The following is a 17,076-nucleotide window of genomic DNA, read 5'->3' on the forward strand; positions in this document are numbered from 1 at the left end:
GGGGAGCGGGCGTCAGTCGAAGAGAGAGTGGAGGTAAAGATGGATGCAATGGCTGGCCTCGGATCCGTACCGGCTCCTACGCATCAAGCGAAGGAATTCCTGGCCTATGAAACAGAATGCAGGAACGTGCTGAAGCCGCTGCTGGCAGGGCTGCTCGACATGGCTGAAGCCGCCGGCTGGAACCGGCGAACCGCGGCGTCGGCACTGATGTTCCTCGCAGCGCAGCAAGTGTCGGCAACATCCGAGGTATCCGCCGGCAGCGGCTGAACGGAAATCGGCCAGTCCCTTCACCTATCCGCGGCGGGCCGTGCTTCCCGGTGTTCGGCCCGCTGCAGGCCCTGAACAATCGAGAGGAGGTACAAGCCATGAATCGCGGGCAATTCGAAGAACCGGTCACACTTCTGGTCGGAATGGGCTTTCCGAGGATGATCGACAGCGTGATGGAAGCCTATGCACTGCTGCAGGACTGGCCGAGCGCCGGCCGCAACGGCGCCCATGCCATCGCACTCAACGCTTGCAAGGCGGGCATCGTCGGCGAAATCGATCCGGAGACGGTGCGGGCCACGCTGGTCAGCTTCGCGCGCCGCCACGACATACTGGTGCCTGACATGGTTACGCCGCTCGCGACGGTGGCGGGTGGTGCGCTGCGCACCAGCTGAACTACGATGACGGCGCTGCAACAGCGCCTGAACACGCTGTTCTTGCGATAGGCCAGGCGCCCACCGGACACGTTGGAATTCCGTTTCGGGCGGTAGTGTTCTCGTTGGTCAGTCGAGCGAACGCGTCAGCAAGACTGACCTGTTCTGCCCGAATAGCGCCTCTGAGCGCGCCCTTCCGGTTAAAAAAGTATCATCCATTGTCTTGAATCGTGGTGGCGCCTGTTGTCATGAGCCGGTACCGTGGCTCTTGAAATGCAGAGCCGAAACCAATTCGGCCGGTTTAGGGAATTGGGCCGAACGCGGCAAATATCCGTGCCGGCCGGGAGGAAACGGACATGGAACCGGACCTGGAAGTTGTCCAGATACGACGCGGGGAGTCCTTCAAGGCGTGGTCGCATGGCTACCCCTTCCATACGGTGCGCTGGCACTTCCATCCAGAATATGAACTGCATCAGGTAATCTTCACCAACGGCCGCTATTTCGTCGGCGACTTCATCGGCGAGTTCGAGCCGGGCAATCTGGTGCTGACGGGGCCGAACCTGCCGCACAATTGGGTCAGCGACATCCCCAAGGACAGCTCGATCCCGCTGCGCGGCCGCATCATTCAGTTTTCCGAAAGTTTCATCGGCGATGCCATGCATGTGCTGCCGGAGCTGGCGGGGCTTGCGGCTCTGCTCGAGGCGTCGCGGCGCGGCGTGCTGTTTTCCAACCGCACCAGCAAGGCGCTGGCGCCATTGATGGAAGAGATGATGCAGGCGCAGGGCGTGCGCCGCATCGAGCTGTTCATGATGATCGCCGGCCTGCTAAGCCGCGCCCAGGAATTCCAGCTGCTGGCCAGCGCCAGCTATCGGCCCGATCCGTCGGGCTACATGACCGCCGGCATGAACAAGGCGCTCGCCTATATCAGGGAGAACCTGACGCAGCTGTTCGACGAGGCGGATCTCGCCGCCATCGCCGGCCAGTCGACCGGGGCCTTCTCGCGCTCGTTTCGCCGCCACACCGGCATGTCGCTGGTGCAGTATGTCAAGCGGCTGCGCATCAATCTCGCCTGCCAGATCCTGATGAGCGACGAGCAGGCCTCGATCACCGACATCTGCTACGAGGTCGGCTTCAACAACCTGTCCAATTTCAACCGGCAGTTCCTGGCGGAGAAGGGCATGCCGCCCTCGCGCTTCAGGCGCCTGCTGGCCGACAACATCAACGCGGGAAAAGCCGCTTAACGGAGGAGCCAGGGAGGAACCAAGGGAGGATTTTTCTTTTGCATGACGGACGTGAGCCGCGTTGAGCGGTTCGTGATGGAGAACGCTTGTCTCGAATTCCTCCGTCGGCGGAGGACGTCGGCGCGGCTCGAAAGTCCAGCGCCGGACCCTGGTTCCCCTTCAATTGGGGCGAGGGTGGATGGGTGTCTTCAGACCACCAAAGCAGTCACGACCTTCTTACAACATATCCAGAAACGGAGAAGACCGAATGACCAAACTTTCAATTTCATTGAAGTCCACTGGCAAGTCCGCCGGCATGGCAGCGCTTGCGCTGTCGCTGCTGGCAGGCACCGCCGCTATCGCCAAGGCAGCCGAAGTCACCGACGCCACCGTCGCCTTCCTGATGCCTGACCAGGCCTCGACCCGTTACGAACAGCATGATTATCCCGGCTTCGCCGCCGAGATGAAGAAGCTGTGCCCGGGCTGCAAGGTGCTCTACCAGAACGCCGATGCCGACGCCTCGCGCCAGCAGCAGCAGTTCAACTCGGTGATCTCGCAGGGCGCCAAGGCGATTGTGCTCGACCCCGTCGACTCGACCGCCGCCGCCTCGCTGGTCAAGCTGGCGCAGAGCCAGGGCATCAAGGTCATAGCCTATGACCGGCCAATCCCGACAGCGCCGGCCGACTTCTATGTCTCGTTCAACAATGAAGGCATCGGCAAGGCCATCGCCGATTCGCTGGTCGAGCACCTGAAGGCGCTGAAGGTCGATCCGGCCACCGGCGGCGTTTTACAGATCAACGGTTCGCCGACCGACGCGGCGGCCGGCCTGATCAAGAAGGGCATCCATGCCGGCCTCGACAACAGCGGCTACAAGATCCTGGCCGAATACGACACGCCGGAATGGGCGCCGCCGAAGGCGCAGCAATGGGCCGGCGGCCAGATCACCCGCTTCGGCCCCAAAATCCTCGGCGTGGTTGCCGCCAATGACGGCACCGGTGGCGGCGCCATCGCGGCCTTCAAGGCGGCCGGCGTCGATCCGGTGCCGCCGGTGACCGGCAATGACGCGACGATCGCGGCACTGCAACTGATCATCGCCGGCGACCAGTACAACACCATCTCCAAGCCGAGCGAGATCGTGGCGGCGGCCGCCGCCAACATCGCCATCAAGCTACTTTCTGGCGAGACGCCTAAGGCCGAGATGACGCTGTACGATACGCCCTCGCAGCTGTTCACGCCGGCTGTTGTGACGCAGGAAAACCTGAAGGCCGAGATCATCGACAAGAAGATCAACACCGCGGCCGAGCTCTGCGTCGATCGTTACGCGGAAGGCTGCAAGAAGCTGGGCATCGGGAACTGACCGCGACCCTTGCCCGCTCCGCTGCCTGGCCACCCGCGTGGTGGCCAGGCAGCGCTCATGCGAAATTTTTGAACCGGTTTTGAAAGGCTTCCTGGCATGACCGATACCTCGGACGAACCGGTTCCGGCAGGCGAGCTGGTGCTCAGCCTGCGCGGCGTTTCGAAGAATTTCGGCGCCGTTTCGGCGCTCACCGACATCGATCTCGATGTCCATGCAGGCGAAGTGGTGGCGCTGGTCGGCGACAATGGCGCCGGCAAGTCGACCCTGGTCAAGATCCTGGCCGGCGTGCATCAGCCGAGCTCAGGCACGATCAGTTTTCGCGGCAAGCAGGTGACACTTGCCGATCCGAGTGCCGCGCTGACGCTCGGCATCGCCACCGTGTTCCAGGACCTGGCGCTGTGCGAGAACCTCGACATCGTCGCCAACATCTTCCTTGGCCGCGAACTCAGCCCGCTGCGGCTGGACGAGGTGGCGATGGAAGTGCGCGCCTGGACGCTGCTCAACGAGCTTTCGGCGCGCATCCCGAGTGTCCGCGAAGTGGTCGCTTCACTGTCGGGCGGCCAGCGCCAGACGGTGGCGATCGCGCGCTCGCTGCTGCTCGAACCCAAGCTCATCCTGCTCGACGAGCCGACGGCAGCGCTTGGCGTGGCGCAGACGGCGGAAGTGCTCAATTTGATCGAGCGGGTGCGCGACCGCGGCCTCGGCGTCGTCATCATCAGCCACAACATGGAAGACGTGCGCGCCGTCGCCGACCGCATCGTCGTGCTGCGGCTTGGCCGCAACAACGGCATCTTCTCGCCCGATGCCTCGAACCAGGAACTGGTCAGCGCCATCACCGGCGCCTCGAACAATTCGGTGTCGCGGCGCGCCGAGCGCAGGCAGGCCAGGCAAGACCAGACCCAGGAGCCACGCCCATGAGCCGCGAAGCCGAACAGGCCGCCCCCGTCCCGCCGCAGCTCGACCGCGCCGATGTGCGCGTCAAGCACGAGGCGGGGATCGGCGGCGCCATCCGCCGGTTCTTCGACCGGGTCCGCTCGGGCGATCTCGGCTCGCTGCCAGTGATTGTCGGGCTGGTCATCATCTGGACGGTGTTCGCCAGCATCAACCCGATCTTCCTGTCGAGCAGCAATCTGGTCAATCTGCTGTTCGATTGCTCAACCGTCGGCGTCATCGCGCTCGGCATCGTCTGCGTTTTGATGGTCGGCGAGATCGACCTGTCGGTCGGTTCGATCAGCGGCTTTGCCTCGGCCATGGTCGGCACGCTGTGGGTCAACCAGGGCTGGCCGGTGGCGCTCGCGATTCTGGCCGCTGTTGCCGTCGGCGGCTTCATCGGCGCCCTCTATGCGCTGCTGTTCAACCGGCTCGGCATGCCGAGCTTCGTCTCGACGCTGGCCGGCTTGCTGGCGGTGCTTGGCCTGCAGCTCTACATCCTCGGCTCGACCGGCTCGATCAACCTGCCCTACGGCTCGAACCTGGTGAATTTCGGCCAGTTGCTGATGATGCCCAAACTCGTCTCGTTCGCTCTGGCGGCCGTGCCGGGCATCGTCATGCTGATCACCGGCCTGCGCACCGTCGCGCGCCGCCGCGCCGCGAACCTGTCGGCGCCGTCGACCGGCGGGCTCGTCACGCGCGCGGTGGTGATTACGGTCATTCTCGAGCTCATCGTCTTCTATCTCAATCAGGCGCGCGGCATTCCGTGGATGTTCGGCCTGTTCGTCGGCCTGGTCATATCGATGCACTACGCGCTGACGCGGACCAAATGGGGCCGCTCTATGTCGGCGGTCGGCGGCAACCGCGAGGCGGCGCGGCGCGCCGGCATCAATGTGCGGCTGATCTATTCCAGCGCCTTCGTGCTGTGCTCGATGCTGGCGGCTTTCGGCGGCGTGCTGTCGGCGGCCCGCCTGGCCTCGGCCAGCCAGCAGGCCGGCACGGGCGACGTCAACCTCAACGCCATCGCAGCGGCCGTCATAGGCGGCACCAGCCTGTTCGGCGGCAGGGGCAGCGCCTATTCGGCACTGCTCGGCATCATCGTCATCCAGTCGATCGCCAGCGGCCTCACGCTGCTCGATCTGTCCTCGTCGCTTCGGTACATGATCACCGGCGCCGTGCTTGCCATCGCGGTCATCGTCGACTCGCTGGCACGCCGCTCGCGTGTCTCGCATGGCCGGGCCTGAACCCATCAACAGGAAGCAAGACATGAGCCAAGAACTGTCCGGAAAAGTTGCCGCCGTCACCGGTGCCGCGTCAGGCATCGGCCTCGAATGCGCCAGGCATATGCTGGCGGCAGGCGCCACCGTGGTGCTGGTCGACCGCGCCGAGGCGACGCTGAACAAACTGTGCGCCGAACTCGGCCCCAAAGCGATCCCGCTGGTGATCGACCTGATGCAGCCGGCAAGCGTCGCCACCATGATGCCGCAAATCCTGGAGAAGGCCGGCCAGCTCGACATCTTCCATGCCAATGCCGGCGCCTATGTCGGCGGCGAGGTGGCGACTGGCGATCCCGACGTCTGGGACCGCATGCTCAACCTCAACATCAATGCCTGCTTCCGTTCGATCCAGGCAGTGCTGCCGCACATGATCGAACGCAAGACCGGCGACATCATCGTCACCAGTTCGATCGCCGGTCTGGTTCCGGTGGTATGGGAACCGATCTACACCGCCTCCAAGCACGCCGTGCAGGCCTTCGTCCACACGGTGCGCCGGCAAGTCGCCAAGCACGGCCTGCGCGTCGGCGCCGTGGCGCCCGGCCCGGTGGTGACGGCACTGGTCGACGACTGGCCAAAGGCCAAGCTCGAAGAGGAACTCGCCGCCGGCGGCCTGATGCAGCCACGCGAGGTGGCCGAAGCCGTGATGTTCATGCTGACCCGGCCGCGCAATGTGACGATAAGGGATTTGGTGATTTTGCCGCAGAGCAATGATCTCTAGGGGGAGTAGGGGAGTAGGGGAGTAGGGCAGTAGGGCAGTAGGGCATTATGATTGCTCTGCCGTTCAATGCCCGGGCCCGAGCCAAGCCACCATCTCCTATTCCCGTACTGCCCTACTCCCCTACTGCCTTAAACCGAAGGTTTCCCCCAATGTCCCACTTCCTCGGCATCGACGTCGGCACCGGCAGCGCGCGGGCCGGGGTGTTCGACCACACGGGAACCCTGCTTGCCTCGGCCAAACGGGACATCGAGGTCTGGCGCGAGGCCGGCGACATGGTCGAGCAGTCGAGCAACGACATCTGGCGGGCGGTTTGCGCGGCGACGCGTGAAGCGGTCGCTCAATCGGGGGTGGCGCCCGAGGCGATCGCCGGCATCGGCTTCGACGCCACCTGTTCGCTGGTGGTGCTGGGCGAGGGCGGCGTACCGTTGGCTGTTGGCCCGTCGAGAAATCCCGAACGCAACATCATCGTCTGGATGGATCATCGCGCGGTCGAGCAGACGCGCCGCATCAATCGCAGTGGCGAGGCGGTGCTGAACTACGTCGGCGGCATCATCTCGCCGGAGATGGAAACGCCGAAACTCCTGTGGCTGGCCGAAAACCTGCCCGCCACCTTCAATGCCGCCTGGCAGTTCATGGACCTCGCCGACTTCCTCACCTGGCGGGCGACCGGCAGCCTTGCCCGTTCGGTCTGTACGGTGACCTGCAAATGGACCTATCTGGCGCATGAGAGCCGCTGGGACGAGACGTATTTCCGCAAGATCGGCCTCGGCGCGCTGGCCGACGAGGCATTCGCGCGCATCGGCACCGAGATCGTGCCGGCCGGTGCCGCACTCGGCGGCGGATTGACCGCGCAGGCAGCAGCAGACCTTGGTCTCAACCCCGGCACCGCGGTGGCGGCCGGACTGATCGACGCGCATGCCGGGGGCGTCGGCACGGTCGGCGCGCGCGGCGATTTCGGCAGCGTGCTGTCGCGCATGGCCTATGTTTTCGGCACCTCGGCCTGCACCATGTCGTCGACCGCCGAGCCGGCCTTCGTCGACGGTGTCTGGGGTCCGTATTTCTCGGCCATGGTGCCGGGCCTGTGGCTGAACGAGGGCGGCCAGTCGGCAGCTGGTGCTGCGATTGATCATCTGGTGCGCATGCACCCTGCAGCCGGCGAAGCGACCGCCAAAGCGCAAGCCGAGGGGCTCAGCCTCAGCGCCTGGCTGTCGCTGCAGGCGCAAAGCCGCAATGGAGCCGCGGCCACGCCGGCCCTGGTCGGCGGCATCCATGTCGTGCCGGAGTTCCTCGGCAACCGCGCGCCTTTCGCCGACCCGGACGCGCGCGCGCTGATTGCCGGGCTCAATCTCGACACCAGCCTCGACAGCCTGGTCGGGCTCTATGTCGCCGGGGTCTGCGGGCTGGGCTACGGCGCGCGCCAGATCGTGCGGGCCGAGCATGACAAGGGCATTCCCGTCGACACCATCGTGGTCAGTGGCGGCGCCGGCCAAAGCCCGCTGGTGCGCCAACTGCTGGCGGACACCACAGGCATGGTGGTGGTGGCCTCGACCTCGCCGGAACCGGTGCTGCTCGGCTCGGCGATGCTGGGCGCGGTCGCCGCCGGTGCCTACAAGGATGTGGCGGCGGCGATGGCCGGCATGTCGGAACTCGGCGAGGTCTATCATCCCGACGCTACGCTGGCCGGCTGGCATGCCAAACGCTTCGCGGCGTTCGAATTGCTGCAGCAGGCGGGCAAGGCCATCCGAGGCTGAAGCGCGCGGCTTCTGTCCGGCTTTGTCAGGAGCGTAGCGAACACCGCTTGGCGGTTTAGCCGGAAGCTGGCAGCTTTGTTCTGTCGTGGACCCTCTAGCAGCACGCGACGAGGGCAGGGCGACAGGACCAGGAGGCCCTAATGGTGGACGAAGCTAAACCGCCGCTACCATTCGCATCGGATGAGGTGCCGTGGACGGAATGGTCCGATGTGCCACGCTTCGGCCTGCGCTACCGGCATTTGTCGCTGGCTGCCCTTGGCGAAAAACACCGTGTCGGCGTGGCAATCGAGGAGCTTCCGGCTGGCAAGCAGTCCTCGCCGGCGCATTACCATATTTTCGAGGAAGAGCATGTCTTCATCCTCGAAGGGGCGCTTACCGCGTATGTCGGCGACGCGGCCTATGCCATGAAGTCCGGCGACTACATCTGCTTTCCCGCCGGTGCCGCGGCGGGGCATTGCCTGATCAATACCAGCGACGCACTGTGCCGCTATGTCATCGTCGGCGAGCGCAACCCGAATGAAGTGGTCGTCTACACCGCCTCCAACAAGGTGCTGGTACGCGCCCTGGGCCGCCGCGCGATCTTCGATCTCGCTGCAAACCGAAGCTACTGGGACGGCGAGAACACCGGCCTTGCCGCCGGCGATCCGCTGCCGTCGGATGTGACGGCCGGTGTCACCAAACCCCCAGCCGCGCCGATCCCGCCGATCGCCAGCGATGCTGTCGAATGGAAGGTCGAGGGCGAAGGTCCGCGGTTCGGCGGCCGGTCCAGGCACCTGACTTATGCCGCGCTGGGACGCTCCGACTATCATGTCGGCATGCTGATCGAAGCGCCGGCGCCCGGCATGCGCCTGGCGCCCCGGCACTATCACATGCTCGAAGAGGAGCATGCGCTGATCCTGGAAGGGGAGGTGACGCTGCTGCTTGGCGAGGAGCGCCACGAAATGAAAACCGGCGATTATGTCTGCTTTCCAGCCGGCCTGGCGGTCGGGCATTCCTTCCTCAACAGCGGCACGGGGCCGTGCCGTTACCTGATGATCGGCGAGAAAAATCCCAACGAGGTCTGCGTCTATCCAGATTCCAACAAGATGGCGGTCGACGCCTTGCGCCGGCGCGACGGCATTTTCGACATGGGAGCGGTGAGGCGGTACTGGGACGGCGAAGAGATGGAGTAGCCCCCGGCTTCACAGCTCCTTCTCCGCCAACTCCCTGAATTCGTCGGGAACCGAGCGCGCCGCCTCCAGTGCCACGGTGCCGTAGCCGACCGCCTGTTTGCCGAAGCGCTCGCGGATCTTGTCGATGGCGCGATCGGCGTCGAAGCGTGCTAGGCCCTTCTTCGTGCCGGGCCGGCGCCTCTCGTCGGCGAGGCCAAGCGGCAGGTCGAGCTGCAACTCGAAGCTTTCCTCAAGATGCGAGACCGAGATCGCCAGCAGCGAGATCATTTTCTCCTGTGGATTGTCGGCAAGCACGCCGCGCACCAGATCGCCGGCGATCTCGGCCAGCATCGCGGTCGCCGAGATCGGCTGGTCAAGCGTGATCGAACGGGTGACGGCTCTGAGATCGGCAAAGCGCACGCGTACCGTCACCGTGCGGCCGGGCCTTGCCTTGGCGCGCAGCCGGCTGGCGACGCGGTCGGCCAGATGCAGCAGTGTCGGCACGATGACCCGTGCCATAGCCGGCTTCTGGCCAAGTGCCGATTGGGCGCCGGCCGAATGCGCGCGGCGCTTCGTCTCCAGCTTTCGCGGGTCGCGGTTCCAGGACAGGGCGGCGAGCTTTTCGCCGGCGGCGGGACCGAGCAGGCGCGTCAGCGCGCCGCCATGCGCCCTGGCCAGTTGACCGATGGTCTCGACGCCGATCTCGGCCAGCCGCGCCCTGGTCGCCGGGCCGACGCCCCACATCAGTCCGACCGGCAGATCATGCAGGAAGGCGAGTTCGGTGCCGGGTTCGACGACCACCAGCCCGTCGGGTTTGGCGACCTGCGAGGCGATCTTGGCCAGATGCTTGGTGCGCGCCACGCCGATCGAGATCGGCAGGCCGAGTTCGGCCCGCACGCGGCGGCGGATGGTTGTCGCGATCTCCTGCGGCGAGCCGAACAGATGCGTGCAGCCGGCGACGTCGGCAAACGCCTCGTCGATGGAAATGCGCTCGACTACAGGCGTAAAATCGTCGAGCACCTTGATCGCCGCATCGCCCAGCCGCTGGTAATGGCTGAAATTGCCGCCGACGAAGATCAAATGCGGGCAGAGTTCGCGCGCCTTGCGCCCCGGCATGCCGCCACGCACGCCGAAGGCGCGCGCCTCATAGGAAGCGGCGAGCACGACGCCGCCGCCCACCGCGATCGGCTTGCCGCGCAGCGACGGATCGAGCAACTGCTCGACAGAGGCGTAGAAAGCGTCGAGATCGGCATGCAGGATGGTGGCTGTCGTTTCCATCGACCGCACATCCGCAGTTGCTGATAGATTGGAACAAATAAAGAACAAAGATGGATCGTTGTCAAGCGAAGGGCGATTGGGTGCGGCAACAGCCATGCCGGTTCGGCTTGAACGCAACCGCCTAGACACTATGCTCCGCTCGCAGCGCCGCTTTCATCTTTTCCAGCGCTGCTTCGCCGCCTGCCGCCAACTGATCGGCAATCCTGGCCAATCTCTCGTCGGCCTTGCGGTGCTTGCTGCCCCAGGCGCCGAGCGTCGCCAGCACCGGCAACAGGTCGATGCCTGCTTCGGTCAGCCGGTAGACCGTTCTCAAGCCATGCGTCGGGTCGTCGCTTCTGGTGAGGATGCCTTCGTCCTGAAGCGTTTGCAGTCGCTCGGCCAGCGTGCGCGAGGAGATGCCTTCGTCGGATTGCAGGAATTCGCGAAAGTGCTTTTTCCCGGCGAAGACCATGTCGCGGATGATGAGCAGCGTCCAGCGGTCGCCGATGAGTTCGAGCGACAGGTTGATCGGGCAGTCGGATTTTTCGCGCGTCGCCATCTATGGTTCCATTTCTAAATCACTTTACTATTGACATCGTTTTGGCCTTGCGTCAACAGTTCCAAATGTAAACTGTTTTGCGATAGCCGTGAGGAGAATGACGGTGAAAAAGCTGGTCCTGCAGATGCAGATGTCGGTCGACGGCTTTGTCGGCGCCACCGAGGATCATTCCTGGCAGCTCTGGGAGTGGGGTGACGAGAGCGCCTGGGACGATGAGCTGAAGCAGGACTTCAACGCTGTCTTCACAGGCGTCGATACCATCCTGCTCAGCCGCAAGATGGCGCAGGAGGGCTATCTCACCCATTGGGGCAATGCCGCCAAGAAGTTTCCGCACGATCCGTTCTACGCCTTTGCGCAACGCATCGTCGACGCCCGCAAGGTGGTGCTCAGTGATAAGCTCAAGCAATCGGCCGGGGAGCCGGTCTGGGAGCGCACGAGCGTGGCCAGCGGCGACCTGCCGCGCGAAGTCAATGCGCTGAAAGCGGGCGAGGGCGGCGACATGGCCGTGTTCGGCGGCGCCGGTTTCGCGTCGGCGCTGATCGCGGCCGGGCTGGTCGACGAGTTTCAGCTTTTCATCAACCCGGCGGTGCTGGGTGCGGGCCGCCGGATTTTTGATCAGGGCGGTTTTAGAAACCTGCGGCTGCTCGGCTCGAAGGCCTATGACTGTGGCATGGTGGTCAGTCGCTATGCACCGGCGGGGTGAGGGGGACCTCCATCTTCTCCCTGCTCACTTCGCATCGTGAAAAATAATCCCGACCGTGTGGCGCATGCCTGAGCGCAGCCGGCTGACGCCATGACGCAGGTTGACGCGGTAATTGCCTTTGGTGCCCTGCACCGGCCGGTTGTGGACGGCGAAGACAACGGCGTCGCCCTGGCGCAGCGGCACCACCGCGACCCGGCTCTGCATACGCGGCCGCTGCTCGGTCAGCGCGAACTCACCGCCGGTGAAATCCTGGCCCGGTTCGGAGAGCAGGATCGCCACCTGCAGCGGAAAGGCGAGGTCGCCATAGAGATCCTGGTGCAGGCAGTTGAAGTCGCCAGGCACATATTGCAGCAGCAGCGGCGTCGGCCGCGTCTGACCGGCGGCATGACACTGATCGAGAAACGCGGCATGCGTCGCGGGATAACGCATGGCCTGCCCCATCCGCTCGCTCCACCGGTTAGCGACCTCGGCCAGCCTGGGATAGAGCGCGCTGCGCAGGCCACCCAGCAGGTCGGGCAAGGGATAACGGAAGTAGCGGTACTCGCCCTTGCCGAAGCCGTGCCTGGCCATATGGATGTGGCTGCGGAAATGCTTCTCCTCGGGATAGAGGCCCGCGATCTGCCGGCACTCTTCGGGCGACAGCAGCTTTTCAATCACCGCGCAGCCGAAGCCGTCGAGTTCGGCGGCAAGGGCGGGCCAGTCGTAACCCGCGACACGCGTCCGAGCAGCTTCAACCGCCGATGCGGCAACCCTGGCGGCATTCATATCGTAGCCTCCTTGTCGATCAGAGCGCGCTTGCGCTCGACGCCCCAGCGGTAGCCCGACAGCGTGCCGTCGGCGCGGACAACACGGTGGCAGGGAATGCCCAGCGCAATCGCGTTGGCTGCACAGGCCGTCGCCACGGCACGGGCGCCGTCCGGCTGGCCGAGGCGCCGGGCCAGCGCGGCGTAGGTGATGGTGGCGCCGCACGGGATGCCTCGGAGCGCCTCCCACACGCGCTGCTGGAATGGCGTGCCGCGGCGCAGGTCGAGCGGCAGGTCGAGGCCGACGCCAGGCGTTTCGATGAAGCGCGCGATTGCCGCGAGATCGTCGCGCAAGGTGGCCCCGTCTTCGACCAGTAGCTTGCCCGGGAAGCGATGGCCAAGATCCCGCTCCAGTGTGTCGGCGTCCGAGCCGATCAGGATGGCGCAGACGCCGATAGCGCTGCGTGCCGCCAGGATTTTACCGATCGGGGATTCGCCGATGGCGTAGGTTATGATATCGAGGGCGGCGAGCTTGGTGGCTGTCGCCGGAATATTGGTTTGTACGAGGTTCATTGCCTTCACTCCTTTGTCTGTGCCTGAACCCTAGCCACGTGCTGATTGGCGCTCACTCCGATGCTTGCTTTCAAATTCGAATCTCCAAGGCAGGTGCTCTACGGCGCCGTAGAGCGCCGATTTTGATCATTGGCACTTCGCCTGAGGATGTCATGCGACACGGGTGACGGAAATTTCGCCCAGCATGAACACTTCGCCTGATGACAGGCGCAACTCAACCTCGCCGGTTGCGGTGCGGCTCCATTCGGCTTTGCCATCATCGACCATCTGGCCGATGGCGGTCATCACCCGTGATTTCGCGTCAGGGGCGCGGCGGCTGCCGGCAGCTTGGGTCTGGATGTTCGCATCGGTGGTGGGAGACCTTGCCATCGCGCGCATTGCCGGTCCTCGTCAGGCCCGCACCGACCGGTTGGCATTGTCGGACGCTGCCTCGCGGTCGAGCAGCGCGCGCTTGCGCTCCGCGCCCCAGGCGTAGCCGGAAAGTGCGCCGTCCTTGCGGATGACGCGGTGGCAGGGAATGGCGACGGCAAGATTGTTGGCGGCGCAGGCGGCGGCGATGGCGCGGGTCGCCTTAGGTGCGCCTATGCGATGCGCGATCTCGGCATAGGAAACCGTTTGGCCGGCGGGGATGGCGCGCAAGGCCTGCCAGACGCGCTGCTGGAACGCCGTGCCGCGGACGTCGAGCGGCAGGTCGAGGCCGAGCGCCGGAGCCTCGACGAAACCGACGACGCGGGCGACCAGCGCCTCGTAGTCGCGGTCGCCACCGATCAGCCGTGCCCTGGGGAAACGATCCTGCAGGTCGCGCACCAGCGCGTCGGGATCGTCTCCGAGCAGGATCGAGGCGACGCCCTTCTGGCTGGACGCGACCAGGATGGTGCCGAGTGAGGTCTCGCCAACGGCGAAGCGGATCTCTTCGTCGGCGCCACCGGCGCGATAGCGCGTCGGCGTCATGCCGAGCATGCCAGTGGATTTCTCGTAAAAACGTCCGCTTGAGTTGAAACCGGCATCGTAAATCGCCGTCGTCACGCTGGCGCCGTCTTCCAGGCCCTGGCGGACCCTGGCGGCACGGTGCGCGGCGGCAAAATCCTTCGGCGTCAGCCCGGTGACGGCCTTGAAGATGCGGTGGAAATAACCGGCGCTGCGGCCGGCGGCATCCGCCAATTCAGCCAGCGAGGGTTCTTCCTCGCTCTGCTCGATCCTGCGGCAGGCAGCGGCGACCATCGCCGCGTTGCCGGCCTCGAGCGACGGGCCATGTGGATCGCAGCGCCGGCACGGGCGAAAACCGGTCGCCCTGGCCTGGTCCAGCGTGTCGTGCAACTGCACATTTTTCGGATTGGCGCGCCGAGACGGACAGGAAGGCCGGCAATAGACGCCCGTCGTCGCCACCGAATACCAGAATGCGCCGTCGGCGGATTTGTCGCGCGCGACGATGCGCGCCCAGCGCGGATCGTCGGTGATTTGCAGCGGCGCGGACTTCAGACTCTTGGCCAGGGTGATGAACATGACCGCATTGAAGCCACCACAAGCCGGCCCCGCCACCCGTTTCCTGACAAGTGCCTGGGAACCTCACTTGCCTTTCCCAATTTGGGAAAATCCTCTTGTTCCCAATTTGGGAATTTGCTATATCAGGTCATGCAGATAATTGCCAAGAAGGCGCTGAAGGATTTTTGGGCAAAACACAATCAGGCCGAAGCTCCTTTGACGGCTTGGTATGTGGCTGTCGGGAATGCTGATTGGAAGACCCCGGCTGACGTCAAGGATGCGTTTGGAGCGACAGTTGATTTCGTCGGTGACAATCGCATCATTTTCGACATTAGCGGCAACAAGTATCGTTTGATTGTCCACGTCGCCTACAAGTTTCACCGCGTTCTGATCAAATTCGTCGGCACGCACAAAGAGTATGACAAGATTGATCCGGAGAAGGTGTGATGGAAAACATTCGACCCATTAAGACCGAAGCCGATTACGATTGGGCGATCGCCGAAATCACTAAATATTTCGAAAATGAGCCGGAGGTCGGCTCTCTCGATGGTGACCGGTTCGACGTTCTCGCAACCCTGATCGAGGCTTATGAGGATAAGCACTACCCGATTGAAGCACCGGATCCCGTTGAAGCCATTCATTCGCACATGGAACTGTTCAACCTGTCGCGGAAGGCGCTGGCCGAGGTGATCGGATCATCACCCCGGGCGACCGAGGTGTTGAACAAAAAGCGCGCACTCACCCTGGATATGGTCTTCAAACTGAACAAGGAATGGAAAATTCCCGCCGAAGTCCTCGTGCAACCCTATCACCTTGCAAATGACAGGGGCCGCAGGCGCGCCTAACATGCACCGATTCTCCTAAGCCGCGCGTTTGGGCTCCACCGCGAACGGGCTGAGGCCGAGCCAAGTCTGCATCTTCCTGCCGATGGCCTGGTCGCCGGTCAGGGCAACCCTGGCGCCGGCCTTCTCGACGGTCAGCACTCCCATCCAGATCGCCGTCATGGTGTGCAGGTCGGTCGAGACGTAGAGATCGACATCGAAACCCGGATCGTACCAGCACAGATCGACCTCGCCGTGCTTCTCGACGATCAGCCACCACGAGCGTTTGGATGCCGGCAGGTCCTGATACAGGAATTGTATCACCGTACGTCCCTCGGGCAGCGGCGACGGGTTCAGATTGCGCCGCATGTCCCACATCAGCAACGACGGATCGAGGTTCTTCAGCGACAGCCGGGACTCGACCCATTTCTGCCCCCAGAAGCCCATCGCCTCGACGACAGGACGCAAATCCCGGCCGGCTTCCGTCAGCCGATATTCGAATATGCCTTTTTCGCCCGGCACTTCCTTGCGCTCGACGATCCCGGCGATCTCAAGTTCCTTCAGCCGTTGCGACAGAAGGGTGGGCGACATTTTGGGGACGCCGCGGCGAAGATCGTTGAAACGGGTCGAGCCGGCCACCAGTTCACGCATCAGCACCATGGTCCAGCGGGTGCACAGCACCTCAGCGGCCATCGATAGCGGGCAGAATTGTTTGTATCCGTGCTGGCTCATGATTGGTGCCTCTCCCTCAAACCTGACCGAATATTAGGCCTTCATGAATGAAGCGGCCAGTACGGAAACTGTACTGCCCCGGTACAGATCGCGGACTGGTTGGCGAGGGTCCTGCCATGCGAGCCTTTTGGCCGGTTGCACGGGATACGCCTGTGCACCGCAACCAGGAGACCACCATGACCGCCTACGTTATCGCAGACATCAAGATAAACGACCCGCAGTGGGTGCCGGCTTACGCCGCCTCGGTGCACGATCTCGTCCACAAGCATGGCGGCAGATATCTGTCGCGCAGCGGCAATGTGAAAACGCTTGAAGGCAAGCCGCTCGATACCACGCTGATCGCGCTGATGGCGTTCCCGTCGGAAGCGGCGGCGCGCGCCTTCACCACCGATCCTGCCTACGCGCCCTTCGTCTCGGCCCGTCAGGACGGCAGCGACAGCCGTTTCCAGATGATCGACAACACCGATCTGGCCGGAACGATCCCGTATCTGCCGAAGGGATGATCCTTTTCGGTAGCCGTTACATCAATTTCGGGATCTCCAAGCAACAACAGCCACAGCGCTTGCCTGACGGGCCTCCGTATTTTCGGCGGCCGGCCAGCTGTGCTTTTTCAAGAAGAATGGAATGAAGATGATATCAAACTTTCGCAGCGGACTTCTTATGGCGGGGACCATGCTGGCAATCTGCACCACCCTCGCGCAGGCGCATCAGGAGCCGGCTGAAGCTGCCTCCGGCCCCAACCCGCTGGCCGACAAGGTGCGGGCTGTCAACAGCCGGTTTGTCGACGTCAAGGCAGCGGTATCAGAGGGCTATGCGCCTATTCCTTGTGCCAGCGGCATCACCGGCGGCGCCATGGGCATCCACTATGTCAACGGCCAGTATCTGAAGGACGACAAGATCGACATCGCCCGTCCCGAAGCTGTGATGTACGAGCCGATGGCCGATGGCACGCTGAAGCTGGTGGCGGTCGAGTACATCACTTCGAAAGGACCGGCATCGTTGGACGGCCAGCTGTTCAATTTCAACAGCGCCCCCAACCGCTATGGCCTGGGTGAATTCTACGAGCTGCATGTCTGGGCCTGGAAAGGGAACCCGACAGGCACGTTCGCCGACATGAATCCGAAAGTGTCATGCGAGCACGCAATGGCGCCGAGCCAATAAGCA

At 63.9% G+C, this 17,076-nt stretch carries 21 protein-coding genes; 14 read left to right on the forward strand and 7 right to left on the reverse strand.

The window, feature by feature from the left end:
* The first annotated feature begins 39 nt into the window (after nucleotides 1-39).
* From P3C39_RS02960 to P3C39_RS03000, 9 genes are all read left to right on the forward strand, one after another.
* Nucleotides 40-267 carry a hypothetical protein gene (locus P3C39_RS02960; protein WP_013530720.1) on the forward strand — a complete coding sequence of 76 codons (228 nt, stop codon included), beginning with the start codon at nucleotides 40-42 and terminating at the stop codon, nucleotides 265-267.
* A 98-nt stretch (nucleotides 268-365) separates the two neighbouring features.
* Nucleotides 366-659, forward strand: coding sequence for a DUF982 domain-containing protein (locus P3C39_RS02965; RefSeq protein ID WP_027160769.1), 294 nt, complete (start codon nucleotides 366-368; stop codon nucleotides 657-659).
* A gap of 335 nt (nucleotides 660-994) precedes the next feature.
* The gene (locus P3C39_RS02970; RefSeq protein ID WP_013530722.1) at nucleotides 995-1,879 is read left to right on the forward strand and encodes an AraC family transcriptional regulator; all 885 of its coding nucleotides are present in this window, start codon (nucleotides 995-997) and stop codon (nucleotides 1,877-1,879) included.
* Between the two features lie 247 nt (nucleotides 1,880-2,126).
* Complete coding sequence (locus P3C39_RS02975; protein WP_013530723.1) at nucleotides 2,127-3,215, forward strand: sugar ABC transporter substrate-binding protein; 1,089 nt, start codon at nucleotides 2,127-2,129, stop codon at nucleotides 3,213-3,215.
* 96 nt (nucleotides 3,216-3,311) lie between these two features.
* Nucleotides 3,312-4,133: an ATP-binding cassette domain-containing protein gene (locus P3C39_RS02980; RefSeq protein WP_024501653.1), complete on the forward strand. Its 822-nt coding sequence runs from the start codon at nucleotides 3,312-3,314 to the stop codon at nucleotides 4,131-4,133.
* The gene (locus tag P3C39_RS02985; protein ID WP_024501652.1) at nucleotides 4,130-5,389 is read left to right on the forward strand and encodes an ABC transporter permease; all 1,260 of its coding nucleotides are present in this window, start codon (nucleotides 4,130-4,132) and stop codon (nucleotides 5,387-5,389) included. Before P3C39_RS02980 ends, P3C39_RS02985 begins: the two co-directional genes overlap by 4 nt.
* Before the next feature lie 22 nt (nucleotides 5,390-5,411).
* Nucleotides 5,412-6,140: an SDR family oxidoreductase gene (locus P3C39_RS02990; RefSeq protein ID WP_024501651.1), complete on the forward strand. Its 729-nt coding sequence runs from the start codon at nucleotides 5,412-5,414 to the stop codon at nucleotides 6,138-6,140.
* Between the two features lie 149 nt (nucleotides 6,141-6,289).
* Nucleotides 6,290-7,891: an FGGY-family carbohydrate kinase gene (locus tag P3C39_RS02995; RefSeq protein WP_275952636.1), complete on the forward strand. Its 1,602-nt coding sequence runs from the start codon at nucleotides 6,290-6,292 to the stop codon at nucleotides 7,889-7,891.
* A gap of 140 nt (nucleotides 7,892-8,031) precedes the next feature.
* Nucleotides 8,032-9,063 (forward strand): cupin domain-containing protein, encoded by a 1,032-nt coding sequence (locus P3C39_RS03000; protein WP_275952637.1) that lies wholly within the window; start codon nucleotides 8,032-8,034, stop codon nucleotides 9,061-9,063.
* 9 nt (nucleotides 9,064-9,072) lie between these two features.
* Here P3C39_RS03000 and dinB read toward each other — a convergent pair whose 3' ends face one another.
* Both dinB and P3C39_RS03010 read right to left on the reverse strand, forming a co-directional pair.
* Nucleotides 9,073-10,320 (reverse strand): DNA polymerase IV, encoded by a 1,248-nt coding sequence (gene dinB, locus P3C39_RS03005; RefSeq protein WP_275952638.1) that lies wholly within the window; start codon nucleotides 10,318-10,320, stop codon nucleotides 9,073-9,075.
* A 121-nt stretch (nucleotides 10,321-10,441) separates the two neighbouring features.
* Nucleotides 10,442-10,858 (reverse strand): helix-turn-helix domain-containing protein, encoded by a 417-nt coding sequence (locus P3C39_RS03010; RefSeq protein WP_275952639.1) that lies wholly within the window; start codon nucleotides 10,856-10,858, stop codon nucleotides 10,442-10,444.
* 103 nt (nucleotides 10,859-10,961) lie between these two features.
* Here P3C39_RS03010 and P3C39_RS03015 point away from each other — a divergent pair, with 103 nt between their 5' ends.
* Nucleotides 10,962-11,561: a dihydrofolate reductase family protein gene (locus tag P3C39_RS03015; protein WP_275952640.1), complete on the forward strand. Its 600-nt coding sequence runs from the start codon at nucleotides 10,962-10,964 to the stop codon at nucleotides 11,559-11,561.
* Between the two features lie 24 nt (nucleotides 11,562-11,585).
* On the opposite strand, the gene P3C39_RS03020 is transcribed toward P3C39_RS03015, so the two are convergent.
* From P3C39_RS03020 to ada, 4 genes are all read right to left on the reverse strand, one after another.
* Complete coding sequence (locus P3C39_RS03020; RefSeq protein WP_275952641.1) at nucleotides 11,586-12,326, reverse strand: 2OG-Fe(II) oxygenase; 741 nt, start codon at nucleotides 12,324-12,326, stop codon at nucleotides 11,586-11,588.
* A complete protein-coding gene (locus P3C39_RS03025) occupies nucleotides 12,323-12,877 on the reverse strand; it encodes a methylated-DNA--[protein]-cysteine S-methyltransferase (protein WP_275952642.1) in 555 nt (184 codons plus the stop codon). Before P3C39_RS03025 ends, P3C39_RS03020 begins: the two co-directional genes overlap by 4 nt.
* Before the next feature lie 150 nt (nucleotides 12,878-13,027).
* Nucleotides 13,028-13,255, reverse strand: a complete 228-nt coding sequence (locus tag P3C39_RS03030) for a hypothetical protein (RefSeq protein ID WP_024501644.1) — start codon at nucleotides 13,253-13,255, stop codon at nucleotides 13,028-13,030.
* Nucleotides 13,256-13,267: 12 nt separating this feature from the next.
* Complete coding sequence (ada, locus tag P3C39_RS03035) at nucleotides 13,268-14,380, reverse strand: bifunctional DNA-binding transcriptional regulator/O6-methylguanine-DNA methyltransferase Ada (protein ID WP_275952643.1); 1,113 nt, start codon at nucleotides 14,378-14,380, stop codon at nucleotides 13,268-13,270.
* Nucleotides 14,381-14,509: 129 nt separating this feature from the next.
* On the opposite strand from ada, the gene P3C39_RS03040 reads away from it, so the two are divergent.
* Nucleotides 14,510-14,806, forward strand: a complete 297-nt coding sequence (locus tag P3C39_RS03040) for a type II toxin-antitoxin system HigB family toxin (protein ID WP_013530736.1) — start codon at nucleotides 14,510-14,512, stop codon at nucleotides 14,804-14,806.
* The gene (locus P3C39_RS03045) at nucleotides 14,806-15,204 is read left to right on the forward strand and encodes a type II toxin-antitoxin system HigA family antitoxin (protein WP_024501642.1); all 399 of its coding nucleotides are present in this window, start codon (nucleotides 14,806-14,808) and stop codon (nucleotides 15,202-15,204) included. The genes P3C39_RS03040 and P3C39_RS03045 overlap by 1 nt, the downstream gene beginning before the upstream one ends.
* A gap of 15 nt (nucleotides 15,205-15,219) precedes the next feature.
* On the opposite strand, the gene P3C39_RS03050 is transcribed toward P3C39_RS03045, so the two are convergent.
* Nucleotides 15,220-15,912, reverse strand: a complete 693-nt coding sequence (locus P3C39_RS03050) for a helix-turn-helix domain-containing protein (protein WP_024501641.1) — start codon at nucleotides 15,910-15,912, stop codon at nucleotides 15,220-15,222.
* A gap of 176 nt (nucleotides 15,913-16,088) precedes the next feature.
* On the opposite strand from P3C39_RS03050, the gene P3C39_RS03055 reads away from it, so the two are divergent.
* Both P3C39_RS03055 and P3C39_RS03060 read left to right on the forward strand, forming a co-directional pair.
* On the forward strand, nucleotides 16,089-16,415 hold the full coding sequence (locus P3C39_RS03055; protein WP_013530739.1) for a DUF1330 domain-containing protein: 327 nt from the start codon (nucleotides 16,089-16,091) through the stop codon (nucleotides 16,413-16,415).
* A gap of 121 nt (nucleotides 16,416-16,536) precedes the next feature.
* On the forward strand, nucleotides 16,537-17,073 hold the full coding sequence (locus P3C39_RS03060) for a hypothetical protein (RefSeq protein WP_174564969.1): 537 nt from the start codon (nucleotides 16,537-16,539) through the stop codon (nucleotides 17,071-17,073).
* Nucleotides 17,074-17,076 lie beyond the last annotated feature (3 nt).

The organism is Mesorhizobium sp. XAP4, assembly GCF_029269325.1.
Classification (GTDB): Bacteria; Pseudomonadota; Alphaproteobacteria; order Rhizobiales; family Rhizobiaceae; genus Mesorhizobium; species Mesorhizobium ciceri.

Coding starts and splice junctions, on each gene's coding strand:
- P3C39_RS02975 (WP_013530723.1), top strand. CDS start 2,127: ATGACCAAACTTTCAATTTCATTGAAGTCCACTGGCAAGTCCGCCGGC.
- P3C39_RS02965 (WP_027160769.1), top strand. CDS start 366: ATGAATCGCGGGCAATTCGAAGAACCGGTCACACTTCTGGTCGGAATG.
- P3C39_RS02980 (WP_024501653.1), top strand. CDS start 3,312: ATGACCGATACCTCGGACGAACCGGTTCCGGCAGGCGAGCTGGTGCTC.
- P3C39_RS03000 (WP_275952637.1), top strand. CDS start 8,032: ATGGTGGACGAAGCTAAACCGCCGCTACCATTCGCATCGGATGAGGTG.
- dinB (WP_275952638.1), bottom strand. CDS start 10,320: ATGGAAACGACAGCCACCATCCTGCATGCCGATCTCGACGCTTTCTAC.
- P3C39_RS02985 (WP_024501652.1), top strand. CDS start 4,130: ATGAGCCGCGAAGCCGAACAGGCCGCCCCCGTCCCGCCGCAGCTCGAC.
- P3C39_RS03055 (WP_013530739.1), top strand. CDS start 16,089: ATGACCGCCTACGTTATCGCAGACATCAAGATAAACGACCCGCAGTGG.
- P3C39_RS03045 (WP_024501642.1), top strand. CDS start 14,806: ATGGAAAACATTCGACCCATTAAGACCGAAGCCGATTACGATTGGGCG.
- P3C39_RS02990 (WP_024501651.1), top strand. CDS start 5,412: ATGAGCCAAGAACTGTCCGGAAAAGTTGCCGCCGTCACCGGTGCCGCG.
- P3C39_RS03025 (WP_275952642.1), bottom strand. CDS start 12,877: ATGAACCTCGTACAAACCAATATTCCGGCGACAGCCACCAAGCTCGCC.
- P3C39_RS03050 (WP_024501641.1), bottom strand. CDS start 15,912: ATGAGCCAGCACGGATACAAACAATTCTGCCCGCTATCGATGGCCGCT.
- ada (WP_275952643.1), bottom strand. CDS start 14,380: ATGTTCATCACCCTGGCCAAGAGTCTGAAGTCCGCGCCGCTGCAAATC.
- P3C39_RS03030 (WP_024501644.1), bottom strand. CDS start 13,255: ATGCGCGCGATGGCAAGGTCTCCCACCACCGATGCGAACATCCAGACC.
- P3C39_RS03010 (WP_275952639.1), bottom strand. CDS start 10,858: ATGGCGACGCGCGAAAAATCCGACTGCCCGATCAACCTGTCGCTCGAA.
- P3C39_RS02995 (WP_275952636.1), top strand. CDS start 6,290: ATGTCCCACTTCCTCGGCATCGACGTCGGCACCGGCAGCGCGCGGGCC.
- P3C39_RS03020 (WP_275952641.1), bottom strand. CDS start 12,326: ATGAATGCCGCCAGGGTTGCCGCATCGGCGGTTGAAGCTGCTCGGACG.
- P3C39_RS02960 (WP_013530720.1), top strand. CDS start 40: ATGGATGCAATGGCTGGCCTCGGATCCGTACCGGCTCCTACGCATCAA.
- P3C39_RS03040 (WP_013530736.1), top strand. CDS start 14,510: ATGCAGATAATTGCCAAGAAGGCGCTGAAGGATTTTTGGGCAAAACAC.
- P3C39_RS03060 (WP_174564969.1), top strand. CDS start 16,537: ATGAAGATGATATCAAACTTTCGCAGCGGACTTCTTATGGCGGGGACC.
- P3C39_RS02970 (WP_013530722.1), top strand. CDS start 995: ATGGAACCGGACCTGGAAGTTGTCCAGATACGACGCGGGGAGTCCTTC.